General features: G+C 60.8%; 24 protein-coding genes. 9 read left to right on the top strand and 15 right to left on the bottom strand.

Annotation, left to right across the window (positions count from 1 at the left end; genetic code table 11):
- Nucleotides 1-147: 147 nt before the first annotated feature.
- From Q0601_RS01720 to Q0601_RS01695, 6 genes are all read left to right on the top strand, one after another.
- A complete protein-coding gene (locus tag Q0601_RS01720) occupies nucleotides 148-1062 on the top strand; it encodes a LysR family transcriptional regulator (RefSeq protein WP_305286448.1) in 915 nt (304 codons plus the stop codon).
- A 352-nt stretch (nucleotides 1063-1414) separates the two neighbouring features.
- Nucleotides 1415-2146 (top strand): class I SAM-dependent methyltransferase, encoded by a 732-nt coding sequence (locus tag Q0601_RS01715; protein ID WP_305286446.1) that lies wholly within the window; start codon nucleotides 1415-1417, stop codon nucleotides 2144-2146.
- A 68-nt stretch (nucleotides 2147-2214) separates the two neighbouring features.
- Nucleotides 2215-4395, top strand: a complete 2181-nt coding sequence (gene purL / locus Q0601_RS01710) for a phosphoribosylformylglycinamidine synthase subunit PurL (protein WP_305286444.1) — start codon at nucleotides 2215-2217, stop codon at nucleotides 4393-4395.
- 10 nt (nucleotides 4396-4405) lie between these two features.
- On the top strand, nucleotides 4406-5569 hold the full coding sequence (locus Q0601_RS01705; RefSeq protein WP_305286442.1) for a bifunctional 2-C-methyl-D-erythritol 4-phosphate cytidylyltransferase/2-C-methyl-D-erythritol 2,4-cyclodiphosphate synthase: 1164 nt from the start codon (nucleotides 4406-4408) through the stop codon (nucleotides 5567-5569).
- A gap of 111 nt (nucleotides 5570-5680) precedes the next feature.
- Complete coding sequence (locus Q0601_RS01700) at nucleotides 5681-6172, top strand: phosphatidylglycerophosphatase A family protein (protein WP_305286439.1); 492 nt, start codon at nucleotides 5681-5683, stop codon at nucleotides 6170-6172.
- A complete protein-coding gene (locus Q0601_RS01695; RefSeq protein WP_305286437.1) occupies nucleotides 6169-6639 on the top strand; it encodes a CinA family protein in 471 nt (156 codons plus the stop codon). The genes Q0601_RS01700 and Q0601_RS01695 overlap by 4 nt, the downstream gene beginning before the upstream one ends.
- Before the next feature lie 7 nt (nucleotides 6640-6646).
- Here the strand turns inward: Q0601_RS01695 and Q0601_RS01690 are convergent, their stop codons facing one another.
- The 6 genes from Q0601_RS01690 to Q0601_RS01665 all read right to left on the bottom strand — a co-directional run bounded on the left by Q0601_RS01690 (nucleotide 6647) and on the right by Q0601_RS01665 (nucleotide 11433).
- Nucleotides 6647-7687: a threonine aldolase family protein gene (locus Q0601_RS01690; RefSeq protein ID WP_305286435.1), complete on the bottom strand. Its 1041-nt coding sequence runs from the start codon at nucleotides 7685-7687 to the stop codon at nucleotides 6647-6649.
- Nucleotides 7684-8124, bottom strand: a complete 441-nt coding sequence (locus Q0601_RS01685) for a YcgN family cysteine cluster protein (protein ID WP_305286433.1) — start codon at nucleotides 8122-8124, stop codon at nucleotides 7684-7686. Before Q0601_RS01685 ends, Q0601_RS01690 begins: the two co-directional genes overlap by 4 nt.
- On the bottom strand, nucleotides 8124-9053 hold the full coding sequence (locus Q0601_RS01680) for a bifunctional riboflavin kinase/FAD synthetase (protein ID WP_305286432.1): 930 nt from the start codon (nucleotides 9051-9053) through the stop codon (nucleotides 8124-8126). Before Q0601_RS01680 ends, Q0601_RS01685 begins: the two co-directional genes overlap by 1 nt.
- A gap of 29 nt (nucleotides 9054-9082) precedes the next feature.
- Nucleotides 9083-9526: a MaoC family dehydratase gene (locus tag Q0601_RS01675; protein WP_119748534.1), complete on the bottom strand. Its 444-nt coding sequence runs from the start codon at nucleotides 9524-9526 to the stop codon at nucleotides 9083-9085.
- A 120-nt stretch (nucleotides 9527-9646) separates the two neighbouring features.
- Nucleotides 9647-10516, bottom strand: a complete 870-nt coding sequence (locus Q0601_RS01670; RefSeq protein ID WP_305286429.1) for a TIGR01459 family HAD-type hydrolase — start codon at nucleotides 10514-10516, stop codon at nucleotides 9647-9649.
- Entirely contained in the window at nucleotides 10516-11433 is a 918-nt protein-coding gene (locus Q0601_RS01665) for a manganese-dependent inorganic pyrophosphatase (RefSeq protein WP_305286428.1), read from the bottom strand. The genes Q0601_RS01670 and Q0601_RS01665 overlap by 1 nt, the downstream gene beginning before the upstream one ends.
- A 148-nt stretch (nucleotides 11434-11581) precedes the next feature.
- Here Q0601_RS01665 and Q0601_RS01660 point away from each other — a divergent pair, with 148 nt between their 5' ends.
- Complete coding sequence (locus tag Q0601_RS01660; protein ID WP_305286425.1) at nucleotides 11582-11917, top strand: VOC family protein; 336 nt, start codon at nucleotides 11582-11584, stop codon at nucleotides 11915-11917.
- 60 nt (nucleotides 11918-11977) lie between these two features.
- Here the strand turns inward: Q0601_RS01660 and Q0601_RS01655 are convergent, their stop codons facing one another.
- The 5 genes from Q0601_RS01655 to Q0601_RS01635 form a co-directional block, all read right to left on the bottom strand.
- Nucleotides 11978-12487: a CarD family transcriptional regulator gene (locus Q0601_RS01655; RefSeq protein WP_119748540.1), complete on the bottom strand. Its 510-nt coding sequence runs from the start codon at nucleotides 12485-12487 to the stop codon at nucleotides 11978-11980.
- Between the two features lie 369 nt (nucleotides 12488-12856).
- On the bottom strand, nucleotides 12857-13195 hold the full coding sequence (gene fdxA / locus Q0601_RS01650; protein ID WP_119748542.1) for a ferredoxin FdxA: 339 nt from the start codon (nucleotides 13193-13195) through the stop codon (nucleotides 12857-12859).
- Between the two features lie 173 nt (nucleotides 13196-13368).
- Nucleotides 13369-13668 (bottom strand): RNA-binding S4 domain-containing protein, encoded by a 300-nt coding sequence (locus Q0601_RS01645; protein WP_305286419.1) that lies wholly within the window; start codon nucleotides 13666-13668, stop codon nucleotides 13369-13371.
- Nucleotides 13665-16550 carry a helicase-related protein gene (locus tag Q0601_RS01640; RefSeq protein ID WP_305286417.1) on the bottom strand — a complete coding sequence of 962 codons (2886 nt, stop codon included), beginning with the start codon at nucleotides 16548-16550 and terminating at the stop codon, nucleotides 13665-13667. The genes Q0601_RS01645 and Q0601_RS01640 overlap by 4 nt, the downstream gene beginning before the upstream one ends.
- Before the next feature lie 4 nt (nucleotides 16551-16554).
- Complete coding sequence (locus tag Q0601_RS01635; RefSeq protein ID WP_305286415.1) at nucleotides 16555-17022, bottom strand: tetratricopeptide repeat protein; 468 nt, start codon at nucleotides 17020-17022, stop codon at nucleotides 16555-16557.
- Nucleotides 17023-17197: 175 nt separating this feature from the next.
- Here Q0601_RS01635 and Q0601_RS01630 point away from each other — a divergent pair, with 175 nt between their 5' ends.
- Nucleotides 17198-17482, top strand: a complete 285-nt coding sequence (locus Q0601_RS01630; protein ID WP_119748546.1) for an SCP2 sterol-binding domain-containing protein — start codon at nucleotides 17198-17200, stop codon at nucleotides 17480-17482.
- Nucleotides 17483-17509: 27 nt separating this feature from the next.
- Nucleotides 17510-18463 carry an alpha/beta fold hydrolase gene (locus tag Q0601_RS01625; RefSeq protein ID WP_305286412.1) on the top strand — a complete coding sequence of 318 codons (954 nt, stop codon included), beginning with the start codon at nucleotides 17510-17512 and terminating at the stop codon, nucleotides 18461-18463.
- Nucleotides 18464-18683: 220 nt separating this feature from the next.
- Here the strand turns inward: Q0601_RS01625 and Q0601_RS01620 are convergent, their stop codons facing one another.
- The 4 genes from Q0601_RS01620 to alr all read right to left on the bottom strand — a co-directional run bounded on the left by Q0601_RS01620 (nucleotide 18684) and on the right by alr (nucleotide 22317).
- Nucleotides 18684-19607 (bottom strand): hemolysin family protein, encoded by a 924-nt coding sequence (locus Q0601_RS01620; RefSeq protein ID WP_305286410.1) that lies wholly within the window; start codon nucleotides 19605-19607, stop codon nucleotides 18684-18686.
- Nucleotides 19604-20101, bottom strand: a complete 498-nt coding sequence (gene ybeY, locus Q0601_RS01615) for an rRNA maturation RNase YbeY (RefSeq protein WP_305286409.1) — start codon at nucleotides 20099-20101, stop codon at nucleotides 19604-19606. Before ybeY ends, Q0601_RS01620 begins: the two co-directional genes overlap by 4 nt.
- Nucleotides 20094-21170, bottom strand: a complete 1077-nt coding sequence (locus tag Q0601_RS01610; RefSeq protein ID WP_305286408.1) for a PhoH family protein — start codon at nucleotides 21168-21170, stop codon at nucleotides 20094-20096. The genes ybeY and Q0601_RS01610 overlap by 8 nt, the downstream gene beginning before the upstream one ends.
- A gap of 130 nt (nucleotides 21171-21300) precedes the next feature.
- A complete protein-coding gene (gene alr / locus Q0601_RS01605; RefSeq protein WP_305286727.1) occupies nucleotides 21301-22317 on the bottom strand; it encodes an alanine racemase in 1017 nt (338 codons plus the stop codon).
- Nucleotides 22318-22353 lie beyond the last annotated feature (36 nt).

Raw genomic sequence — 22353 nt, 5'->3', positions numbered from 1 at the left:
AATGCCCGAAGGCTCTGGAACGATTATAGGTCAGAATAACTGACCGATAAAGACTTAATTCCTGCCTTGACGCAGAGCGTCAGGACAGGCAGTGGAATGACAGAATTGCAAAAAACGCATAGCTGGTAAGGCAGGATTGTAACAGCGATGGACTGGGACAAGCTAAGAATATTTCACGCGGTTGCTGATGCCGGCAGCCTGACACATGCCGGCGACACGCTGCATCTGTCTCAATCCGCCGTCAGCCGCCAGATCCGCGCGCTTGAAGAGGCGCTGGGAACCACGCTTTTCCACCGCCATGCACGCGGCCTGATTCTGACCGAACAGGGAGAACTGCTGTTTGACGCCACATCCTCCATGGCGCGCAAGCTTGACAGTGCTTCGGCCAAGATGCGCGACTCGGCGGAACATGTCTTCGGCGAATTGAAGGTGACGACCACCGTCGGTTTCGGCTCCCTTTGGCTGGCCCCCCGTCTGGTGAAACTCTACGAGACATATCCCGATCTCAAAATCGACCTGATGCTGGAAGAACGTGTTCTGGACCTGCCCATGCGCGAGGCCGATGTGGCGATCCGCATGAAAGAACCAAGCCAGTCCGATCTGATCCGCCGCCGTCTGCTGAATATCCGTATGCGCCTTTATGCGACGCAGGATTATCTTGACCGCGCCGGAACACCGGGCAGCATGGCCGAACTGTCCACTCATCGGATGGTCTGTCAGAAAGCTGATCAACCTCAGGTTGCGGCGGGCGCCAAGCTGATCGAAGAGGTCATGGCGCAGAATGTCGTCTCGACCCTGACGGTGAATAATTACTTCGGCGTTCTGCAAGGGGTTCTGGCCAATGTCGGAATCGGTGTCCTGCCGGATTATCTCACGGCGGATCATCCGGATCTGATCCGGGTTCTTCCCGATATCGAATCCGGCGTGGTGCCGGTTTTTCTGGCATATCCGGAAGAGCTTCGGCAGACCCGCCGGGTCGCCGTATTCCGCGATTTCGTTCTGGAAGAGATCCAAGCCTATCGCCGCTGGCAAAGCGAAGCCGGAAAATCGCTGCAAGCCTAACCGCAGCGCGACCGGCGGAAAATTGCCGAATAGGCGTTTTCCTGGGGAAATCCGCGACTTTGTCATGAAGCCATTCGGTCACTGCATGGCCGCTATGCTGCGACAACAGCCTGTTTCCACTTGAAGGATACACAACCTGCACATAGATCGGTCTGCGAAGGCGATGATTTGCGTAATCGCTCATCACCTTCTACCTCCCTGTTGGACTTAGGCCGGGCCTTGTGCCCGGCTTTTTTTTACGACGGCGGGAAATCCGGAAAAAATCACCATCCCTGAAACCGTCGCTCCCTTCCCAAGGCAGGCAAGCTACTCTAGGTTGCCGCTTTTTCATGCATCAGGAAAGGCGGCAGGGATGGATATGCAGGATAATGGTTGGGACAGTTCCGCCACCGGCTGGCTCGCGGCGATCGGTGAGCATGGTGATTTCTCGCGCCGGCATGTTCTTGACGGGCCGATGATGGCCCGCGTCAGCGGCCGCGGGTTCACGACTGCGCTGGATATCGGCAGCGGTGAGGGCCGCTTTTGCCGGATGCTGCGCGAAGCCGGGCTGGACCCGATCGGGATAGAGCCGACAGCCGCCCTGCGCGAAGCGGCGCAAGCCCGCGACCCTGCGGGACGCTATCTCGACGCCAAGGCCGAGAAGCTGCCCTTCGAGGATTCCAGCTTTGATCTTGTGGTCAGCTACCTGACGCTGATCGATATCGACGAGATCGAGGCCGCCATTGCCGAGATGACCCGTGTCCTGAGGCCAAATGGCGCGTTGCTGATCGCAAATCTCAACAGCTTCGCCACGGCGGGAAACTGGCGCAGGCGCGAAGACGGCGCGGATTATTTCGTCATGGACAATTATCTGGAAGCGCGTGCCGAATGGGCAAGCTGGTCCGGGATCACTATTCGCAACTGGCACCGGCCCTTCAGTTTCTATCTGCAGCTTTTGCTGGCCTCGGGGTTGCAGCTCTCTCATTTCGACGAACCCTTGCCACAAGGCGGCGAGGCTTTCAGAACCAAACGCTACCGCCGGATGCCCTATCATCACGTCATGGAATGGATCAAACCGGGCGATAACAGGCCGGAAACAGAATAAACCGCCCTTTCCATATCCTCTTGCAAGTCATAAAAGGCGCCAGACTCCACAGGCAGGAAGGGCCAGACATGCAGGAACCGTCGATCACCCCGGACTTGATCGCCGCGCACGGACTGAAGCCCGATGAATATGACCGCATCCTGCAGATCATCGGACGCGAACCAAGCTTTACCGAGCTTGGCATCTTCTCGGCCATGTGGAACGAGCATTGCTCTTATAAATCGTCCAAGAAATGGCTGCGCACCCTGCCGACCGAGGGCCCGCAGGTGATCTGCGGCCCCGGCGAGAATGCGGGCGTCGTCGATATCGGCGACGGTCAGGCCGTGGTTTTCAAGATGGAAAGCCACAATCACCCCAGCTATATCGAGCCGCATCAGGGCGCGGCGACCGGTGTGGGCGGCATTCTGCGTGACGTGTTCACGATGGGCGCGCGCCCCATTGCCGCGATGGATTCGCTGTCCTTCGGGCGGCCCGAACATCCCAAGACCCCGCATCTGGTCAAGGGCGTGGTCGAGGGGATCGGTTCTTACGGCAATTGTTTCGGCGTACCGAATGTGGGCGGCGAGGTGCGGTTCCATGCCTCCTATGACGGCAATTGTCTGGTGAACGCCTTTGCGGCAGGTTTGGCCGATACCGACAAGATCTTTTACTCCGCCGCTTCGGGTGTTGGCATGCCGGTCGTTTATCTGGGCGCAAAGACCGGGCGCGACGGCGTGGGCGGCGCGACCATGGCCAGTGCCGAATTCGACGACACGATCGAGGAAAAGCGCCCCACCGTTCAGGTCGGCGATCCCTTCACCGAGAAATGCCTGCTGGAAGCCTGTCTTGAGCTGATGGCCTCGGGCAGCGTGATTTCCATTCAGGATATGGGCGCGGCAGGTCTGACCTGTTCCGCCGTCGAGATGGGCGACAAGGGCGGGCTGGGCATCCGGCTGGTTTTGGACGATGTGCCGCAGCGCGAAACCAATATGACCGCCTATGAGATGATGCTGTCCGAGTCGCAGGAACGCATGCTCATGGTGCTGAAGCCCGAGAAAGAAGCCGAGGCGCGGGCGATCTTCGAGAAATGGGATCTGGATTTCGCCATTGTCGGCGAGACCATCGCCGAAGATCGTTTCCTGATCCTGCATGGCAATGAGGTAAAGGCCGATCTTCCCCTGTCGAAGCTTTCATCAAGCGCGCCGGAATATGACCGCCCATGGATAGAAACGCCTCCTGCCCCACCGGCCACGGCTTTGCCTGCGATTACCCCGATAGCGGCCCTGAAATCGCTGTTGGGCTCGCCCAATTACGCGCATAAATCATGGGTATGGGAGCAATATGACACACAGGTCGGCGCCGACACGATCCGCCGTCCGGGCCTTGGCGCAGGCGTGGTGCGGGTGCACGGAACCGACAAGGCGCTTGCCTTCACCAGCGACGTGACCCCCCGCTATGTCCGCGCCAACCCCTATGAGGGCGGCAAGCAGGCCGTGGCCGAGGCATATCGCAACCTTTGCGCCGTGGGGGCGATACCGCTGGCCACCACCGACAATCTGAATTTCGGCAATCCCGAAAAGCCCGAGATCATGGGGCAGTTCGTCGGCGCGATCAAAGGTATCGGAGAGGCCTGCCGGGCGCTTGATTTCCCCATCGTCTCGGGCAATGTCTCGCTTTACAACGAAACCGACGGCAAGGGCATCCTGCCCACCCCTACCATCGGCGGCGTGGGACTGATTCCGCATCTCGACGAGATGATCGAGCCGGTGCTTGCGGATGGCGATCTGCTTGTCCTCATCGGCGAGACGCGGGGACATCTTGGTCAATCGGCTCTGGCCGCAGAGGCTTTTGATCTGGAAGAAGGCGATGCGCCGCCCGTGGATCTGACGGCCGAGCGGAAACACGGCGAATTCATCCGCGCCAATCGGGCGCTTTTCAGTGCCGCCACGGATCTGTCGGATGGCGGCCTTGCGCTTGCCGGTTTTGAAATGGCCGAGCATGGCGGGCGCGGCCTTGTTCTCGACAGCACGGATATCGCCCAGCTATTCGGAGAGGATCAGGCCCGCTATCTGGTCGCCTGCCCCGAAGTCTCGGCAAAGGCGCTCATGGATGCGGCCGAAGCCGCCTTGGTCCCGGTTGCCGTGGTCGGACGCATAGGCGGGGACAGCGTGACATTGGGCGATGACAGCGCGCCGCTTGCCGAATTGTCCGGGCTTTACCGCAGCGCATTCGCCCGCGCCATCAGGGGCGACATGCCCGATCACGCTTGATCGCTTTCGGATGACTGTGCGCGCCCCAGCAGGTTATGCCGCAATCATCACCGCCGCCGGGCGCGGCGCGCGGGCCGGAAGCGACCGGCCCAAGCAGTGGCGTAACCTTGGCAGCCAGCCGGTCATCGCCCATACGCTTGCGGCATTCGCGGGTTTTGACCGCATCGTTCTGGTCGTTCATCCCGATGACATGGCAGACGCCGTCACCCGCTTTGCAGGCCCCGTCACCATCGTCACCGGCGGTGAGACCCGCTCGGCCAGCGTGATGGCCGGGCTGCTTGCGCTTGAAGGACAGGCAAGCCATGTGCTGGTCCATGACGGCGCGCGCCCGCTGACGCCCGCCTCGGTCATTCAGGGCGTGGTCGACGCCTTGCAGGGCGGTGCGGTGGCCGCCGCGCCCGCCCTGCCCGTATCGGATACGCTATGGCGTGGCGATGGCGGCAATGTCACCGCGATCACCACCCGCGACGGCCTGTATCGCGCGCAAACGCCGCAGGGGTTCCGTCTTCCTGAAATTCTTGCCGCGCATCGGATGCATCCCGGAGGGGCGACCGATGACGTGGCGCTTGCCTTGAAGATCGGGCTCGAGGTCACGATCACGCCGGGCAGTGAAGACAATCTGAAAATCACATGGCCAGACGATTTCGCACGTGCCGAACGGTTGATGGGGGCCGAACGATTGATGGGGAACGCGATGGATATCCGTATGGGCAACGGCTTTGACGTGCATGCTTTCGAGCCGGGCGACCATGTCTGGCTTTGCGGTATCCGCGTCCCGCATGATTCCGGGCTGAAAGGCCATTCCGATGCCGATGTCGGCATGCATGCCCTGACAGACGCCATCTATGGCGCATTGGCCCAAGGCGATATCGGCCGGCACTTCCCCCCTTCGGATCCGCAATGGAAGGGTACTGAAAGCCATGTCTTTCTGCGTCACGCTATCGATCTGGCACGGGAACGCGGCTTCCGCCTTGGCAATGCCGATGTGACGCTGATCTGTGAAACTCCGAAAATCGGCCCCCATGCTGACGCGATGCAAACCCGCCTTGCCGAAATCATGCAGGTCGAAACCGGACGGATCAGCGTGAAAGCCACCACCTCCGAGCGTCTGGGCTTCACCGGGCGCGGCGAAGGCATCGCCGCGATCGCGACGGCGACACTGATCGGAGGATAGCGCACGGCGACGCGGACAAGCCATCAGGTCATGCCGCATCAAAAATTGCAAATCTGCTTGGTTTCCCGGTTCCCGACTCGCTAGAACGAAGCAAATATCAAAGGAGCTTCCATGCCCCGCCTTCTCTGCATCTGGTTCGGCGCCGGTCTGCTGCGCCCTGCCCCCGGCACCTGGGCCTCGGCAATCGCGGTCCTGCTTGGCGTCCTGATCCACCGGCTTGGCCATTTCCCGCTGCTGGCCGCCGCCACCCTCGCCGTGACGGTGGCAGGCTTCTGGGCCGTGCGCCGGTTTACCGACGGCTTGGACGATCCCGACCGCAGCGAAATCGTCATCGACGAAATCGCAGGGCAATGGATTGCGCTCTGCTTCCCCTCGGCGGGGTTCTTCTTTGCGCAAATGCCAAGCCATGTTTTTCCCTGGCCGGGCTGGGTGGCAGCGTTCCTGTTCTTCCGCCTGTTCGACATCTGGAAGCCCTGGCTGGTGGGCCGCGCCGACCGGGAAGGCACGGCGGCAGGGGTGATGAAGGACGATCTCTGGGCCGGGCTGTTCGCGGGTATTGCCACTGTGATTGCAGCCGCCCTGTTTCATCTGGTGATCCTGTGACCTCCCCGGGTGATGTTCTGGATGCCGCCCGTGCCCGTGGCGTGATGATCGCCACCGCCGAAAGCTGCACGGGCGGGCTGATCGCCGCCGCGTTAACCGAGATACCCGGCTCCTCCGATGTCCTGGATCGTGGCTTTGTCACCTATTCCAATGCCGCCAAACAGCAGATGCTGGGCATTCGCAGCGAGACGCTAACCGTTTATGGCGCCGTCAGCGAACAGATCGCAGCCGAGATGGCGATGGGCGCGCTGTCCCGCTCAGAGGCGTCCCTGACCGTTGCCGTCACCGGAATCGCCGGCCCCGGCGGCTCCGAGCACAAGCCGGAAGGCCGGGTCTGCTTTGGCGTGGCGACGGCATTTGGAGTGACAACGGAAACCGTCGAATTCGGTGCCATAGGCCGCAGCGATGTGCGCACGGCAACGGTCGGCCACGCGCTTGCCTTATTGCTGAAGGCATTGAACGGCTAACAGCCGCCTAACCTTTCAACGCCGCGATCAGGGCGGCGACATCCGCATCCGGGGTGTTCCATGCCGTTACCAGCCGGATCGGCACGGGATCCTGGCCTTCGGCGGATTTATCGGGCCACAGGTAATAAATGGCGCCAGCTTCCTTCGCCCTTGCATGGGCTTCGGGCGGAATTGTCGCGAAAACCGCGTTCGACTGCACCGGCGCCAGCAAATCGCCTCCGGCGGCAAGGATTGCTTCTGCCAGTCCAGCAGCCAGATCATTGGCATGTTTCGCCAGTTCCAGCCAAAGCCCCCCCTCCAGCAGTGCCAGCATCTGCACCGCCAGAAAGCGCTGCTTGGAAAAGACATGTCCCGATTGCTTTCGCCGGTAATCGAAATCCTCGGCATGCGCGGGATCAAAGAACACCACGGCCTCGGCCCCCATCGCACCGTTCTTGGTGCCGCCAAAACACAGCGCATCCACGCCCGCGCGCCATGACATATCCGCCGCCGAACAACCGGCTGCCGCGACGGCATTGGCGAACCGGGCGCCATCCATATGCAAAGGCAGCCCGGCCTCATGCGCGACATCAGCGATCGCGGCAATTTCCGGCAGCGAATAAATCGTGCCCCATTCGGTTGCGTTCGTGATGGAGATCAACCCATTGCGCCCGCCATTCATGCCCCCGGCGGCACCGCGCCACATGCGGGAGGCCAGCTCATCGGGCTGCATCTTGCCGCAATTGCCCGGCACCGTCACCAGCTTGGCGCCGCCCGTGAAGAACTCTGGCGCCCCACATTCGCTGGTTTCGATATGCGCATCCTGATGACAATAGATCCGCCCGTATCGCGGCGCATATTGCCCGCAGACCAGCGCATTCGCCGCTGTACCTGTCGCCACGAAACGCACCACGGCTTGCGGCGCTTCCAGAACCTCGCGGATCACGGCCTCTGCCCGCGCAGTGACCGGGTCCGCCCCATATCCCATCACCGCGCCGTCATTGCAGTCGCTCAATGCGGCGAGCACCGCGGGATGCGCGCCATAGGTATTGTCGGAGGCGAAATTCATGACAGATCCTCGATGATATAATCTTCCCAATCTTCTTCAGGCAACACCGCCTCGCTGACGGTCCAGCCGCGCACCGAAATCCCGGCCCGATGCACCGATTCAGCATCGCCCGAGATCAGATAATGCCAGTCATATAACGGCTTGCCTTCGGATCGCAGCCGATAGGCGCAGGTTCTGGGCAGCCACCAATCGATCTCTTTCAGCTTTTTCGGCGTCAGAACCACGCATTCCGGCACATAATCGTGCCGGTTCGCATAAGAGCCGCAGCGGCAGCTATGCCCGTCCAGAAGCTTGCAAGCCACCCGGGTGAACGCCAATTCGCCCGTATCCTCGAATTCCAGCTTGTTCAGGCAACAGCGCCCACAGCCGTCGCAAAGCGCCTCCCATTCGCCGGGGGTCAGTTGCTCTAGCGGCAATTCCCAGAACCGCTCGCGCATCACGCGCCTACAAGAATCGCGCGCGCCTGTTCCGCATCCTTGCCGATCTGCTCGATCAGCACGTCGACCGAGTCGAATTTCGCTTCATCGCGAAGAAATTCCACCAGAGCGACGGACAGATGCTGACCGTACAGATCGCCAGAAAAATCGAACAGATGCACTTCAAGATTCGGAGCATTGCGACCGAACATGGGCCGCACGCCCAGACTGGCGACCCCCCGGCAGGACAGGCGGTCGGGGCCGGTCAGCACATCGACCAGCACCGCATAAATGCCCAGTCGCGGCAGATGCAGCCCTTCCATGCTCATATTCGCGGTGGGCCAGCCGAAATCCCTTCCGCGCTTGTCGCCATGGACAACCTCGCCCTCGATCCGGTGCCAATGGCCAAGCATCTTTTCGGCATCGCGCGTCCGGCCTTCGGCCAGTGCCTTGCGGATAGCGGTCGAGCTGTATTCCTGTCCCGCCGTTCCGGCCAGCGGCACGATCGTCACGCCAAAACCCATCTGCGCACCAAGTGCGGAAAGAACCCGAGCATCGCCGGCGCGGTCCTTGCCAAAGCGGAAATCCGCACCGACCGTAAGGTGGCGAATACCCAGCCCGTCGGTCAGGACATCGCGGGCAAAGGCTTCGGGGGTTAGCCCGGCCACAACCTGATTGAACGGCAGTTCATACAATTGCTGAACGCCAAGACGCGCAAGACGATTGGCCCGGGCCTCGGCATTCATCAGCCGGAAAGGCGGCGCGTCGGGGGCGAAAAATTCGCGCGGATGCGGCTCGAAAGTCAGAACGCCCAAGGGCGCGTCGGCGGCCTTTGCCGCTGCCTCGATGACTGCCCGATGGCCCAGATGCACGCCGTCGAAATTACCCATGGCAACCGTCGCGTCACGACAATCTGCCGACAATCCGGTCCAGTCACGATGGATCTGCAAAATGCCCCCTATCGGGGCGTTCCGCCCCGTCAGTCGAACTTACGACTTGGTGCCAATACGACAGCCTCGCCTTTCAGAACGACCGTATCGCCGACGAGACAGCGGGTTGCAAGAGTCACCCGACGTTTCGCATGGTCGATCGCCTCGACCGTGACCTCGGCGCGAACCATGTCACCGGGGCGGACAGGCGCCATGAATTTCAATGTCTGCCCAAGATAGACCGTTCCATGCCCCGGAAGCTGTTCCCCAATCACAGCCGAGATCAGCCCCGCCGTCAGCATTCCATGCGCAATCCGCCCCTCGAAGATCGTATCCTGCGCATAATCATCGTCCAGATGCACCGGATTGTGATCGGTCGAAACCTGGGCGAACATCTCGATATCGCGATCGGTTACCTGCTTTTGCAGATAGCGCGTCATGCCCAGTTCGAGATCTTCGATCACGATCGTACCACGAGGAAGATTGTCCAGCATGTCAGGTTCCATCAGATGCGCCGGGTTCAGATCAATTCATGCTGCATAGCAGCATAGGCTGCGTGACGCAAGAAAATATCTCTTTACGACCTGAAAAATGGAATTTTATTGCCGGATGAATTACCGAAGCCGGCCAATGCTGTATTTTGGCGTCATCTGATGCGCAGAAAGCCACTCGCGCAGCAATTCCTCATCCGGGTTCTCGACATCGGGTCCGAATGCCTGCGCCGCCAATCCCCCGGTAACGAACAGGCAATCAAGCGCCTCTTGCTGCGCGCCCAGCACATCGGTGCGGATACCATCGCCCACGACCAGAACCCGGGCGCTGTCGCCAAGATCCATCAGACGGCGCGCACGCTCATAGATCGGGGGATGCGGTTTGCCGAAATACAGCGACTCGCCGCCCATATCCCCATAAAGCTCGGCCAGCGCGCCGGCGCAATAGATCCGCGTTTCGCCCATATCCACGACCACGTCGGGATTGGCGCAAAGCAATTTTAGCCCCCGTTCCCGCGCCTGCGTCAGCCTGCCGCGATAATCCTCGGGGACTTCATTCTCTTCATCGAAGGGACCGGTCACGACGATGCCCTCGGCCTCTTCCAGAGACACGCGCGACACCGTAGGGGCATCTGTCCAATCTGCCGGAATATCGTCGAAAAACCCGTCATCCTTGCTGGTGCCGATATGCCAGACCTTGCGGCCGACTGCGCCCGCGAACATCGCGTCCTGCGCCGCATCGCCTGAACTGACCACCAGATCCCAGGCGTCCCCGGGCACGCCCATCCGTTCGAGCTGTGCGATGACATATTGCTTGGGGCGCGGGGCATTCGTCATCAGACAGACCCTCCCCCCTTGCCGGCGATAGTCTTGCAGCGCCGATACCGCCGCAGGATAGGGCTGCTTGCCGTTATGCAGACAGCCCCAAAGATCACAGAACAGCGCCTCATATTCGCTACCGATCTGCGACAGGTTCCCGATGATCCGGCTCATCAGACTGCCAGAACCGGGATGATCTGTTTCTTTCTGCTCATGACTCCGGGCAGAACGATCGAGTCGCCGTTCACGGTGACATCAAAGCTTTTCTCGGCAATCTCCTTGACCGTGTCATTAGGCACCAGCAGCGTTGCCTCTTCCTTCAGGATATCGATGATGAACAGGATCACCTCATCGGCGCCATCGCCTTCAGCCACGCCCGGCATTGCCTCCATCAGAGCCTGCTTGCGATCCAGCAATACCTGCGGCGCTGTAGTCTCAAGAACCGAGACGCGCAGCTTCTTGCCGCCGACCTCGAATTCCTTGCTGTCCATCCGCAAAAGTTCGGCCTCGGAAAACGCGCTTACATCGGATTTCGCAGCGAACATTTCAGCGGCATATTCGCTGATGGTGATACCCAGTTCCCCGGCGATTTTCTCGGCCACCTCGCGGTCATGGGGCGTCGTGGTCGGACTGCGGAATTCCAGCGTGTCCGAAAGAATGCAGGTCAGCATCGCCCCTTTCACACCATCGGGCGCCTTGGCGAGATCCTCGCCGATCAGGTCGTGCATGATCGTGGCGGTGCAGGCCAGCGGCCGGATGGTGATATTGATCGGCGTGCGGGTCTTTACCCCACCGGCCAGCATGTGATGATCGATGATCTCGATCACCTCGGCCTCGTTGATCGAGGCGGGCAGTTCCGCCGGATTGTTGGTATCGACGATCACGCATTGCTCGCCAGAGGCGACATCCGTGATGATTTCCGGCTTATCCAGCCCCCAGCGTTCCAACATCCAAGCGGCTTCGGTATTGGGCTCTCCCTGCAGGATCGCTTTGGCCGGAGTCTTGCGGATTTCATTCAGGTACCATGCCCAGATGATGGGAGAGCCGGTGGAATCGGTGTCGGGGGCGGTGTGGCCGAAAACCTTGATCATGCAAACCTCTGTGTTCGGAAGTTGCGGGCGTTATAGGAGGGCTGACTGCAGATGTCCACGAGCAGACCATCGCCGCATGGCAAGATTGACCGGAAAGAACAAAACAGGTACATTCAAACCTTGTCACGACATTATCGGAGATCAGCAGATGAGTGATCGGCTAAGGATCGACTATGTGGAATTCGCCTCTCCGGAACTGGAGGATACCCAGAAATTTTTCGCGGATGCCTTTGGCTGGGAGTTCATCGAATATGGTCCCGATTATCGCGACATACAGGGCGCAGGGATTGGTGGCGGAATCGAACGTGTCAGTTTGCGCGCACCACTGATCGTCCTGAAAAGCGATGATCTGGAGGCGGCCCTGGCACGCATCCGCGCGGCCGGAGGCAGGATCACCAAAGAGATTTTCGATTTCCCCGGCGGGCGACGCTTTCAGTTTCGCGAACCGGGAGGCACGGAAATGGCTGTCTGGTCAGAAAACTGAATCGCGCCAGAAAAAAGGCGCCCCGCGATAGGACGCCCCTAAAATGACTTTCAGGATTATTCAGGCCGCGCGGGACAGCAGAACCTCGTCCACGCGCTTTTGCGCCGCGCCTTCGTCCAGCCCGGCGACAGCGGCGACTTCCCGCGTCAGGCGGTCAAGGGCCGCTTCGTAAAGCTGACGTTCGGAATAGGATTGTTCGCGCTGCTCGTCATTGCGGTGCAGGTCGCGCACCACTTCAGCAATCGACAGCAGATCGCCGGAATTGATCTTCTGCTCGTATTCCTGCGCGCGGCGCGACCACATCGCACGTTTCACCCGCGCCTTGCCCTTCAGCGTTTCAAGCGCCTTGTCCACCAGATCCGGGGTGGAAAGACCACGCATTCCGATTTCGGTCGCGCGGGCGGTGGGCACACGCAGGGTCATCTTGTCTTTCTCGAAAGAAATGACAAACATTTCCAGCCGCAGCCCCGCCACTTCCTGCTCTTCGATCGACACGATGCGACCGACTCCATGGGCCGGATAAACGACGAAATCATCGGGGCGGAATTCGTTTTTCTTGGCTTTCGACATATGGCTTCCTCTAGGTGGCGCCCTGGCGAAGGGCGCAAAGGACCGAAAGCGGCAAATGCCGCGTCCGGCCCGTTTTGGTCATTGTAATTGCCCGCGCCCGGCAGAGGACACGAGAACAGCAGCTAGCGGCGCATATCATCCGGGCCTCTGACTCCCATCAGATGCGACTGGAATTGAACATAACATAAATAAGACATTAAAGGAAGTTGCCGCGAAGAAGTTTCGCGGCAGTGCAGAAAGACCGTATTTTTATTTATATTCAAATAATTAATAGAATATCAATCTACCGATCACGCAATCTCGACCGCGAATCGCCCGCAAATCGCGGCAAGCTGCAACCGCTTTTTCAGAGGATTGTAACAATCCGCCTCAATCCCCTTCGCCCGGCGCTTCCGAGAAATATTTCTCCAGCTTGCCTTCGGCGCCATCCATTTCCTCGGCCGTGGGCAACGGGTCTTTTTTCTGAGTGATCACCGGCCACTGCTCGGAATATTTCCGGTTGAACTCGACCCATTGCTCCATATCCGGTTCGGTGTCCGGGCGGATCGCATCCGCGGGGCATTCCGGCTCGCAGACACCGCAATCGATGCATTCATCGGGATGGATGACCAAGGTGTTCTCACCCTCATAGAAGCAATCCACAGGGCAGACCTCGACGCAATCGGTGTATTTGCACATAATGCAATTGTCCGTGACGACATAGGTCATGATAGGCTCCATTCCGTTCGCCGCGTAAGTACGCTTGGCCTTGGGATCATTCAAGACCACCTATGACGAAAAGACTGCGGTTTCGCGCCCGTGGGAAAGTGCAGACAGGTGTTCTGCCGAGATGCGCAGGCCGCGAATAACAATCCATACGGGAATAACTTCCGGGTCAACAACTATATGGCGGGCGACCCGTCTTCTGTCCCACTATCGTCTTCACGATAAAGTTTACGCGCTTCCGGAGCCGGACCACGCCGAAGGCCAAGGCCCAGAATCTCAAGGCTGCGCACATGGCCGCGGATCGAGACCACCAGCTTGTCCCCCGGCCTCACGGTTTTGCCGGGTTTGCGGCAGGGCTGGCCGTTCAGCCTGATCCCGCCGCCCTCGATCCGCGATGCCGCCAGCCCGCGCGACTTGAACAGCCGCGCGTGGAAAAGCCATTTATCAAGGCGCAAACCGTCGGATTCGGCAGTCACTTCTTGTCTTTAAGCACCGCCAGGACAGCAAAGGGACTGTCGGGATCGGCCTTTTTCTCCGGTCGCGATGTAAAGGTCTTTGGGCCCTGTGGCTTGCCACCCTTTCGGGGGCCGCCCTTGCCGCGCGGCTTTCCACCCTCGCGCCCGCCACCTTGCTTGCCGCCTTCGCGTCCGCCGCCCGGCTTGCCGTCTTCGGATCGCGCATTCTTCTGCGACTCGCGCCGGCCCTGCCCCTGTGGGCGACGATTGGCGCGCGGCTTGGGTGCCCAGCGGAACGTATAGAATATCTCGGTCTCGACCGGAGGCTCTTCGCCGGACACCGCTTCTCCGGACATCTCAGCCTCGGCGCGGCGTTTCTCTGCCTGCTCGGCCTCCCATTTGGCGCGCGTCTCGGCGGCAAGAACGCTTTCTTCCTCGGTCATCGGCGCATCGGAAGGCCGTTCTTCCTCCTCGGCCGCCGGGGCCTCGGATTCGGCCGCTTTCACCTTTTCACGCTCGCCCTGTTCGGCGGCATAGCCAAGCCCCTGCATCAGCCCCGCGAATTGCTCAAGCGTCATGCCGGTGATCGACAGCATATCCGCCGTCGCCTCGAACCCGCCGCGCGTATCCTGCGCGCGCAGCAGATCGGCCAGACGCTCCAGCATGTCGATACGGATCGCCCGCTCGCCTGCAGGGCAATAGCCCGACAATGTGTAATACCCGTCAGGCACTTCGGGAATATGCGGGATCGTGACCAGCCCCGGAGGCGGGCTTTCGGGAAATTCGTCCAGCCCTTCGGCCAAAGACCAAAGCACCAGCCGCAACCGCGTCGGCGCCGGTTTCAGCAGCGCTGGCATGAAGATGGTGAACTGGCCGAAACGCACGCCATGCTTTCGCAGCATCCCGCGGGATTCCTGATCCAGATCCTTGACTTCGGCTGTAACATTTGCGCGCGGCAATACGCCCAGCGCCTCGATCAGGCGGAACGCAAAACCCCTGGGCAGCCCGGTAAGCGCCTCGTCCTTCTCCATGCTCAGCAAAGGCTCGAACAGCGCGGCGATCTTGCGGTCGATGAAATGCTGCAAACGGCGGCGGACCTTTTCGGCGATCTCATCGCCGGCTTCGTCGTCGACAAAGATATCGACACCGGGATGCAGCGCATCCGCGCCTTTGATCAGCTTGCCGACAGCGGCCTCGCCCCACATCAGCCCACCCTGCTCGGTGAAATCCAGTTCAGTGTCGGGAGCGTTGTAGAAACGGTCCGCGCGCAGGTGGAAATGCGGACGCAGAGCCTCGTAACTGACCCGGTTCAGCATCTTCGCCTCGTCCGCTGTCGCGGTCTGGTCGGGACGGAAACGGAATCCTTCCAGCCGACCGGCGAATTCGCCTTCGACCGTCACTTCGCCCTTGTCGTTCACTTCGGCCACAAGGCTCTCCTTCTGCTTGAGCCGGCGCAACAGCACGGATGTGCGCCGGTCCACGAATCTTTGTGTCAACGCCGCGTGCAGCGCATCTGACAGGCGGTCTTCTACAGCGCGAGTTTCGCCGCGCCAATGGTTTTCGTCCTCGACCCATCCGCTTCGCTGTGCCACATAGGTCCAGGTGCGGATATATGCCAGCCTTTTCGACAGCGCGTCTATATCACCATGGGTCCGGTCAATCCGTTTGACGGCCTGCGACATCCAGTCGGACGGAATCGACCCTTCCCGCAGGAATCCGAAAATCCGGGCAAGAAGGCTGGAATGTTCGCTGGGCGATATTCCCCGAAAATCCGGCACCCGGCAAACATCCCATAACAGCCGCACGTCGCGCCCGTCCTGCACCCGGTCGCGGATCTCGGGCATGTCGCGCAGGGATTTAAGTGCCGCCAGATCGTCGGCCTCGCGCCCTCGTGCCAGAAGCTCATGCCCCGAAGCCGCCTCAAGGCTGGAAACCAGCCGGTCCATCGTTCCGAATTCAAGCGCGCCATTGCGCCACATCAGCCGCTGGATCGGCGCGAAGCGATGATTTTCAAGCGCCTCGATCAGTCCGGCGTCAAGCGGCTGCGCCTCGCCGGTCACGCCGAAACTTCCGGAATCGGTATGCCGCCCGGCCCGGCCGGCGATCTGGCCCAACTCATGCGGGAACAGTGCCCGAACGCGCCGGCCATCGAATTTATGGGTCGCACTGAAAGCGATGTGACGGATATCGAGATTGAGCCCCATGCCGATGGCATCGGTCGCCACCAGATAATCGACCTCGCCCGCCTGATACATGGCCACCTGTGCATTCCGGGTGCGCGGCGACAGCGCCCCCATGACCACGGCGCAACCGCCCTTTTGCCGCCGGATCAGCTCGGCCATCGCATAAACGTCATCGGTGCTGAAGCCGACAATGGCCGAACGCGCGGGCATGCGCGACAATTTCTTCGATCCGGTCCATGTCAGTTCCGAGAACCGCTCGCGCCGCTGAAACTGCACATCCGGCACCAGCGCAGCAATGGTCGGCCGCATGGTGTCGCTGCCCAGCAGAAGCGTCTCGTGCAGCCCGCGCATGTTCAGCAGGCGGTCGGTAAAGACATGCCCCCGCTCGGGATCCGCGCAAAGCTGGATCTCGTCTATGGCGACGAAATCCGCGGCAACCGATGGCATGGCCTCGGTGGTGGCGACCCAATATTGCACCCGCTCGGGCACGATACGTTCCTCACCCGTGATCAGGGCCACGACCGAAGGACCCCGCGCCTTCACGATCCGGTCATAGACCTCGCGCGCCAGCAGCCGCAATGGCAGGCCGATCACCCCGGTCCGATGGGCCAGCATCCGCTCGATGGCGTAATGGGTCTTGCCGGTATTGGTCGGGCCAAGGACTGCCGTCACCCGGCCGCGCGCCCGATCGATTGCCCGATCGATTGAATACATGTTCATGGGGTCAGATATCGGTGCCGGTCTGTTCTTTTTCCAGCCGGGCCACCGCATCTATGGCCTCTTGCTGATGCGGGTGGATTTTCAGGCTTTCACGATAGGCCGTCAATGCGTTTTCGGTCCTTTCCATCTCTTCGAAAATCGCGCCCAGCTGGGTAAGAGCGGCGAACTGCCGCGGTTCCAGCTCCAGCGCCCGGCCCAGATCGGCGATGGCAGGGCCGAAATAGCCCGCCGCGGCATAGGCCGTTCCCCGCAATTGCCAGCCCGCAGCGAAATCCGGGGCATGATCGGTCAATGCGGTCAGATGCCCGATCGCCGCATCAAGATCGCCCGTATCCAATGCGTCTTCACCGCGTTTCAGCAGCAGATCCACTGACGCAGAGCCGGATTTCGACCATTCGCGCAGGATATCGGCTTCGGTGATTCGCCATGCCTCGTTACCGGGTTGCGCCAGTTTGGCAAAAAGGTCATCCATATCCGGATCCTGTGCCATGGCAATCTGCGCTGCGCAGATCACGATCACGCAGGTGACAATTGCACGAATGCCTGCCGTAACGATAAGGTGGTAAAAATTTCGGATCGGGCGCATAGCGCGAATGTAACCTTACCGCCCGTCGGGCACCAGAGTTAGCGCAAGGAGACGCAATCAAATGAGTGACATCGTGAATGCCGCCGTCGAAAAGCTTCAGGAAAAGGTCGGCAGCTTTTCCTCTACCGCCAAATTCGTGATCGAGGATGAAGGATCGATCATGATCGACGAAAGCGGCGTGCGCGCGGGCGACGAAGACGCCGAGGTCACGCTGACCGCCAGCCGCGAGACCTTCGAGGGTATCCTGGATGGCAGCGTCAATCCGATGACCGCCTATATGAGCGGCAAGCTCTCGCTGGATGGCGACATGAGCGTAGCGATGCAACTGGGTCAGGCACTGACCTGAACCGGAAATTTATCCGAGTATGCCCCGATGATCGAACAGGCCCCCTTTCACCAGCTTCCGCGTGATCCGCTGAAACCCGGCTCGGCTTTCTGGGTCCGGACCGAGGATGACATCCGTCTGCGATTGGCGCTTTGGCGCTGCGAGACGGTCGAACCCGTGGGAGGAGTCCTGCTGTTTCCCGGCCGGACCGAATATCTGGAAAAATATGCCTCCGTCGCCCGCAGACTGACCGATACCGGTTACGAGGTCCTTGCGATCGATTGGCGTGGCCAGGGCATGTCCGACCGGCTGATCGAAGATCCCCGGCGGGGTCATATCGGTGCATTCGCGGATTATCAGCGTGACGTGCTTGAGATGGTCGTGGCCGCCTCTGCCGTCGATCTTCCGAAGCCCTGGCATTTGCTGGGCCATTCGATGGGCGGCTGTATCGGGTTGTCGGCGCTGTTCGATGAATTACCTGTGGCAAGCGCGGTCTTTTCCGCGCCGATGTGGGGGCTGGAGCGGAACGGCTTCCCCCGCCCGATCGTTCAGGCCCTCGCGGTGGTGGGCGACAGGCTGGGTTTCGGTGAAAAGATGGTGCCCGGCACAGGTGGCGAAACCACCTATTTCGTCGATGAGGCATTCGGCGGAAATGTGCTGACCAGCGATCTCGATGAATGGACCCGGCTTTTGCATGAAGCGGCCTCATGGCCGGAACTGACCATTGGCGGCGCGACCCTGCACTGGCTCAGGGAAGCAATCAGGGAATGCGACCGGCTGGCCGCCCTGCCCTCGCCCGATCTGCCGGTGACGATTACGCTGGGCGATTGCGAAAAGGTCGTGTCTCCGCGTGCGATCCGCGACCGTGCGGGCCGTTGGGATGGGGCGAGGCTGCTGGAATTCGAGAACTGCCGGCACGAGGTGCTGATGGAAGCGCCGGATCTGCGCGACCGGGTTCTGGAAGCCGCCCTGATACAGTTCCTGAGCGCAGGGACCAGTTAAAAACATACCACGGCTGAACAGGGATGCTCGCATTTTACGTCCCGCGACGGCGGGGGACCAGCCCCCTGCACCCCGGGATATTTGAATGAAGAAGAAAGGAGGGGCGATGCTTCCGGCTTCGCGCGGCAGATGCCTGTGTCCTTTCCTGTCAAACTGTTAACTGAATCTGTCAGAAAGATGAAATCCGGCCCGGAAATCGCCGCGGGCAGGGTGGACGATCTTAATTTTCAACGACCTGCTGCCTTGCATTTCCGGCATCCGGCAGCCTCAGGCGGACCCGTTTGATGCGGCGGGGATCGGCCTCGACAACCTCGAATTCCGCGCCGGATTCATGGCTGATCACCTCGCCGCGCAGCGGGACCCGTCCGGTCAGCATGAAGATCAGCCCGCCCAGCGTGTCGATCTCTTCGTCCTCGTCGTCACTGGCAAGACGCAGACCGGTTTCCGCCTCGACCTCGTTCAACTCGGCACGCGCCTGAATCAGCCATTGTCCCGGCTTCTCGACCGTCCAAAGTCCATCTTCGACCTCGTCATGTTCATCCTCGATCTGACCGATCACCTGCTCGATCAGATCCTCGATCGTCACCAGACCGTCGACTCCGCCATATTCATCGATGACAAGTGCCATGTGAATCCGTTTCTGCCGCATCTGCTGCAACAGCACGCCGATGGGCATGGATGGCGGCACATAAAGCAGCGGGCGCAGCATCGGGCGCAGACTGAACTTGCCGCCCTTGCCGAAACCGTGCTTGAGCGTCAGATCCTTGAGATGGATCAGGCCAAGCGGACTGTCCAGGGTTCCCCGGAATACCGGAATGCGCGAAACTCCGTGTTCGCGGAACATCTCGACCAGATCCTCAAGCGAAATATTCAGCGGCGCGGCAACGATCTCGACTTTGGGAATCGCCACATCGTCAACCCGCATCCGGCGCAGGTTCAGCATTCCCGGCGCATGGGGCGCAGTGGAAAGCTGCTGTCCCCCAGGTTCTTCCTGCTCGTCTTCATGACCGGTCAACGCCTCGAAAAAGCGGCCGAAAAAGCCGCGCGAGGCAGGAAGATCGCGGCCTTCTCCGCCAACGCCATCGGCAGGCGTGGCGGGTTCGTCGCCAAGATGGGATGCAGATAATCGGGGTTCGGAGCTCATGCGGTTTTCTCTTGGTAAGGATCGGGAATGCGAAGTTTTTTCAGGATGGAACGCTCAGTCCGCTCCATGGTTTCTGCGTCCGGATCGTTTTCGTGATCATAGCCCAGCAGATGCAGGGTCGCGTGAACCAGCAGATGCGTGACGTGATCGTCGAAGGGCTTGCCCTGCGCGTGGGCTTCGGCGACGCAGGTGTCATAGGCGATAGCGATATCCCCCAGTTCACCGACATCCGGCAGCGCCGGAGGAATGCCGGGTTCATGGGGAACATGCTCGACCGAGGGCCATGACAGGACATTGGTGGGGCGCGGCTTGCCACGGAAATCGGCGTTCAGTAGCGCGATCCGGGCGTCATCGCAGCCCAGCACCACGGCCTCGCCGCCGATCCCGTGCCATTCCAAGACCGCCCCGATGGCGCGGGCCGCCAGAGCGTCAAGCTCCGCGGCCTTCCATCGCTCGTCTTCTATGACGGTATCAGAGGATATCTCGTCAGGCATCTTTCCTTGCTGCCCGGCGAGGGACATAGCCGCCCCGGACCTCTTCCTTGTCGCCGCGCGCCAATGCCGCTTCGGCTTCTGCATCATACGCCTCGATGATGCGCGCGACAAGCGGGTGGCGTACCACGTCCTTGGCGGTGAAATAGCTGAAGCTGATTCCCTTGACGCCCGCCAATATCCGTTCGGCGTCGCTGAGGCCGGATTGCACGCCGCGCGGCAGATCGATCTGCGTGCGGTCGCCGGTGACGACCATGCGCGATCCTTCGCCCAGCCGCGTCAGGAACATCTTCATCTGCATGGTCGAGGCGTTCTGCGCCTCATCCAGCACAACGAAACTGTTGGCCAGCGTCCGCCCGCGCATGAACGCCAGAGGCGCGATCTCGATCCGCTTTTCCTCCATCAGCTTCTGCAACTGCTTGCCGGGCAGGAAATCGTTCAGGGCATCGTAAAGCGGCTGCATGTAAGGATCGACCTTCTCCTTCATGTCGCCGGGAAGAAAGCCCAGACGCTCTCCTGCCTCGACGGCGGGCCGCGACAGGACGATCCGATCCACCTGCCCGCCGATCAGCATGGTCACGCCAACGGCGACCGCCAGATAGGTTTTGCCGGTACCCGCAGGACCGATGCCGAAGGCCAGCGCGTTCTCGAATAACGAGCGGACATATGCCTTTTGCGCATCGGTCCGCGGTTCGACGGATTTCTTGCGGGTACGCAATTCGTAATTGCCCGAGGAAAACATCTCAAGCTGCTCGTCGGGCGTGATCTCGGTCGCGCTGTCCGTGCCCATGCGCAGAGCGGCTTCTATCTCGGGCAACTCGACGGGTTTGCCCTGTTCCAGCCGGGCATAAAGCCCTTGCAGCAATTGCGCCGCCTCGTGCTGTATCTCGGGTTTGCCGACTACGGCAAGCTGATTGCCGCGCCGCAGGATATGAACGCCCAACGCCTCTTCGATGCGGGCGAGGTGGCGGTCATTGGCGCCGCACAGATCGATCAACAGCCGGTTGTCTGGAAATTCCAGCAGAGTTTCGCTGGATGGTGTCGCAAGTTGTGACGTGGGAGTCAGACCCAAATTTCTCTCCTGCTCGAAATCATGTTCTTATGGTGGCGATCCAAGGGGATTCGCACAAGGCCATGCTGCAAATTTCTGTGGCAAGAGCATGACAGAACCCTGTCGATGCGGTACAAACCGGCAGAGATTCCTAAAGATAGCTGCGCTCGTAACGATGCCCGAGCGAGGTCAGGATTTCATAGCCGATGGTTCCGGCCCGGTCGGCAACGGCATCGATGGGTTGTTCCGGGCAAATCAGATCCAGTTCGGCGGGCACCTGCCGCAGATGCGTGACATCGGCGGTGACGAGGTCCATCGAGACGCGCCCGACGATGGGACAGGCTACGCCATCCGCATAAAGACTGGCACCACTGCCCGACAATATCCGCAGGATTCCGTCGGCATAACCGGCCGCGACCGTTGCGATGCGGCGCGGCGCGTCCGCGCTCCATGTCGCGCCATAGCCTACAATTTCACCGGGCTCTACGAACCGGGTCTGAATAACCGGCAGCGACAGGCGCACCACTGGCAGGGCATCGGCGAAAGGCATCCCGCCGTAAAGCCCGACCCCAGGCCGGACCAGATCGAAATGATAATCCTTCCCCAACAGGATTCCCCCGGTCGCCGCCAGGGACAGAGGCAGATCGACCCCTTCGGTCATCTCGCGGAATGCGGCAAGCTGCATGGCATTGGCCGGATGTTCCGGCTCATCGGCGCAGGCCAGATGCGACATGATGAAGGCGGGACCGGCAGCCAGCGCCTCGTCGCGAAGCGATGACCATTCGGCGGGCTCCATTCCCAGCCGGTTCATGCCGCTGTCCAGTTGGATCGCAAAGGGTTTGCCGGGGCGCATGGCGCGATCCCGGAAGAATTGTTCAGGACTGTTGATGACCGGCACAAGCCCGGTCAGATCGGCGCCTTCCATATGCCCGGACAGGACATTGATCCGGGCATCTGCAGGCAGATGCGGGCGGATCGCCTGCCCTTCCCGCGCCAGCGCCACGAAAAAGTCGCGCGCCCCCGCCGCGTACAGGGCGGGGACGATTTTCGCCGCGCCCAGACCATAGCCATCTGCCTTGACGACAGCGGCGGCGCGCGCCGCAGGAGCCTTGGCCGCCAAAGCCTGCCAGTTGGCCACAATGGCCTGAATATCGATCTGCAATCCCATATTGCTGCTTTTCCCCATACGGCGTTCCGCGTCAAG

This window comes from Paracoccus wurundjeri (assembly GCF_030678915.1).
In the GTDB taxonomy this organism is placed as follows: domain Bacteria; phylum Pseudomonadota; class Alphaproteobacteria; order Rhodobacterales; family Rhodobacteraceae; genus Paracoccus; species Paracoccus onubensis_A.
This window is presented reverse-complemented; position numbering and strand designations above follow the sequence as displayed.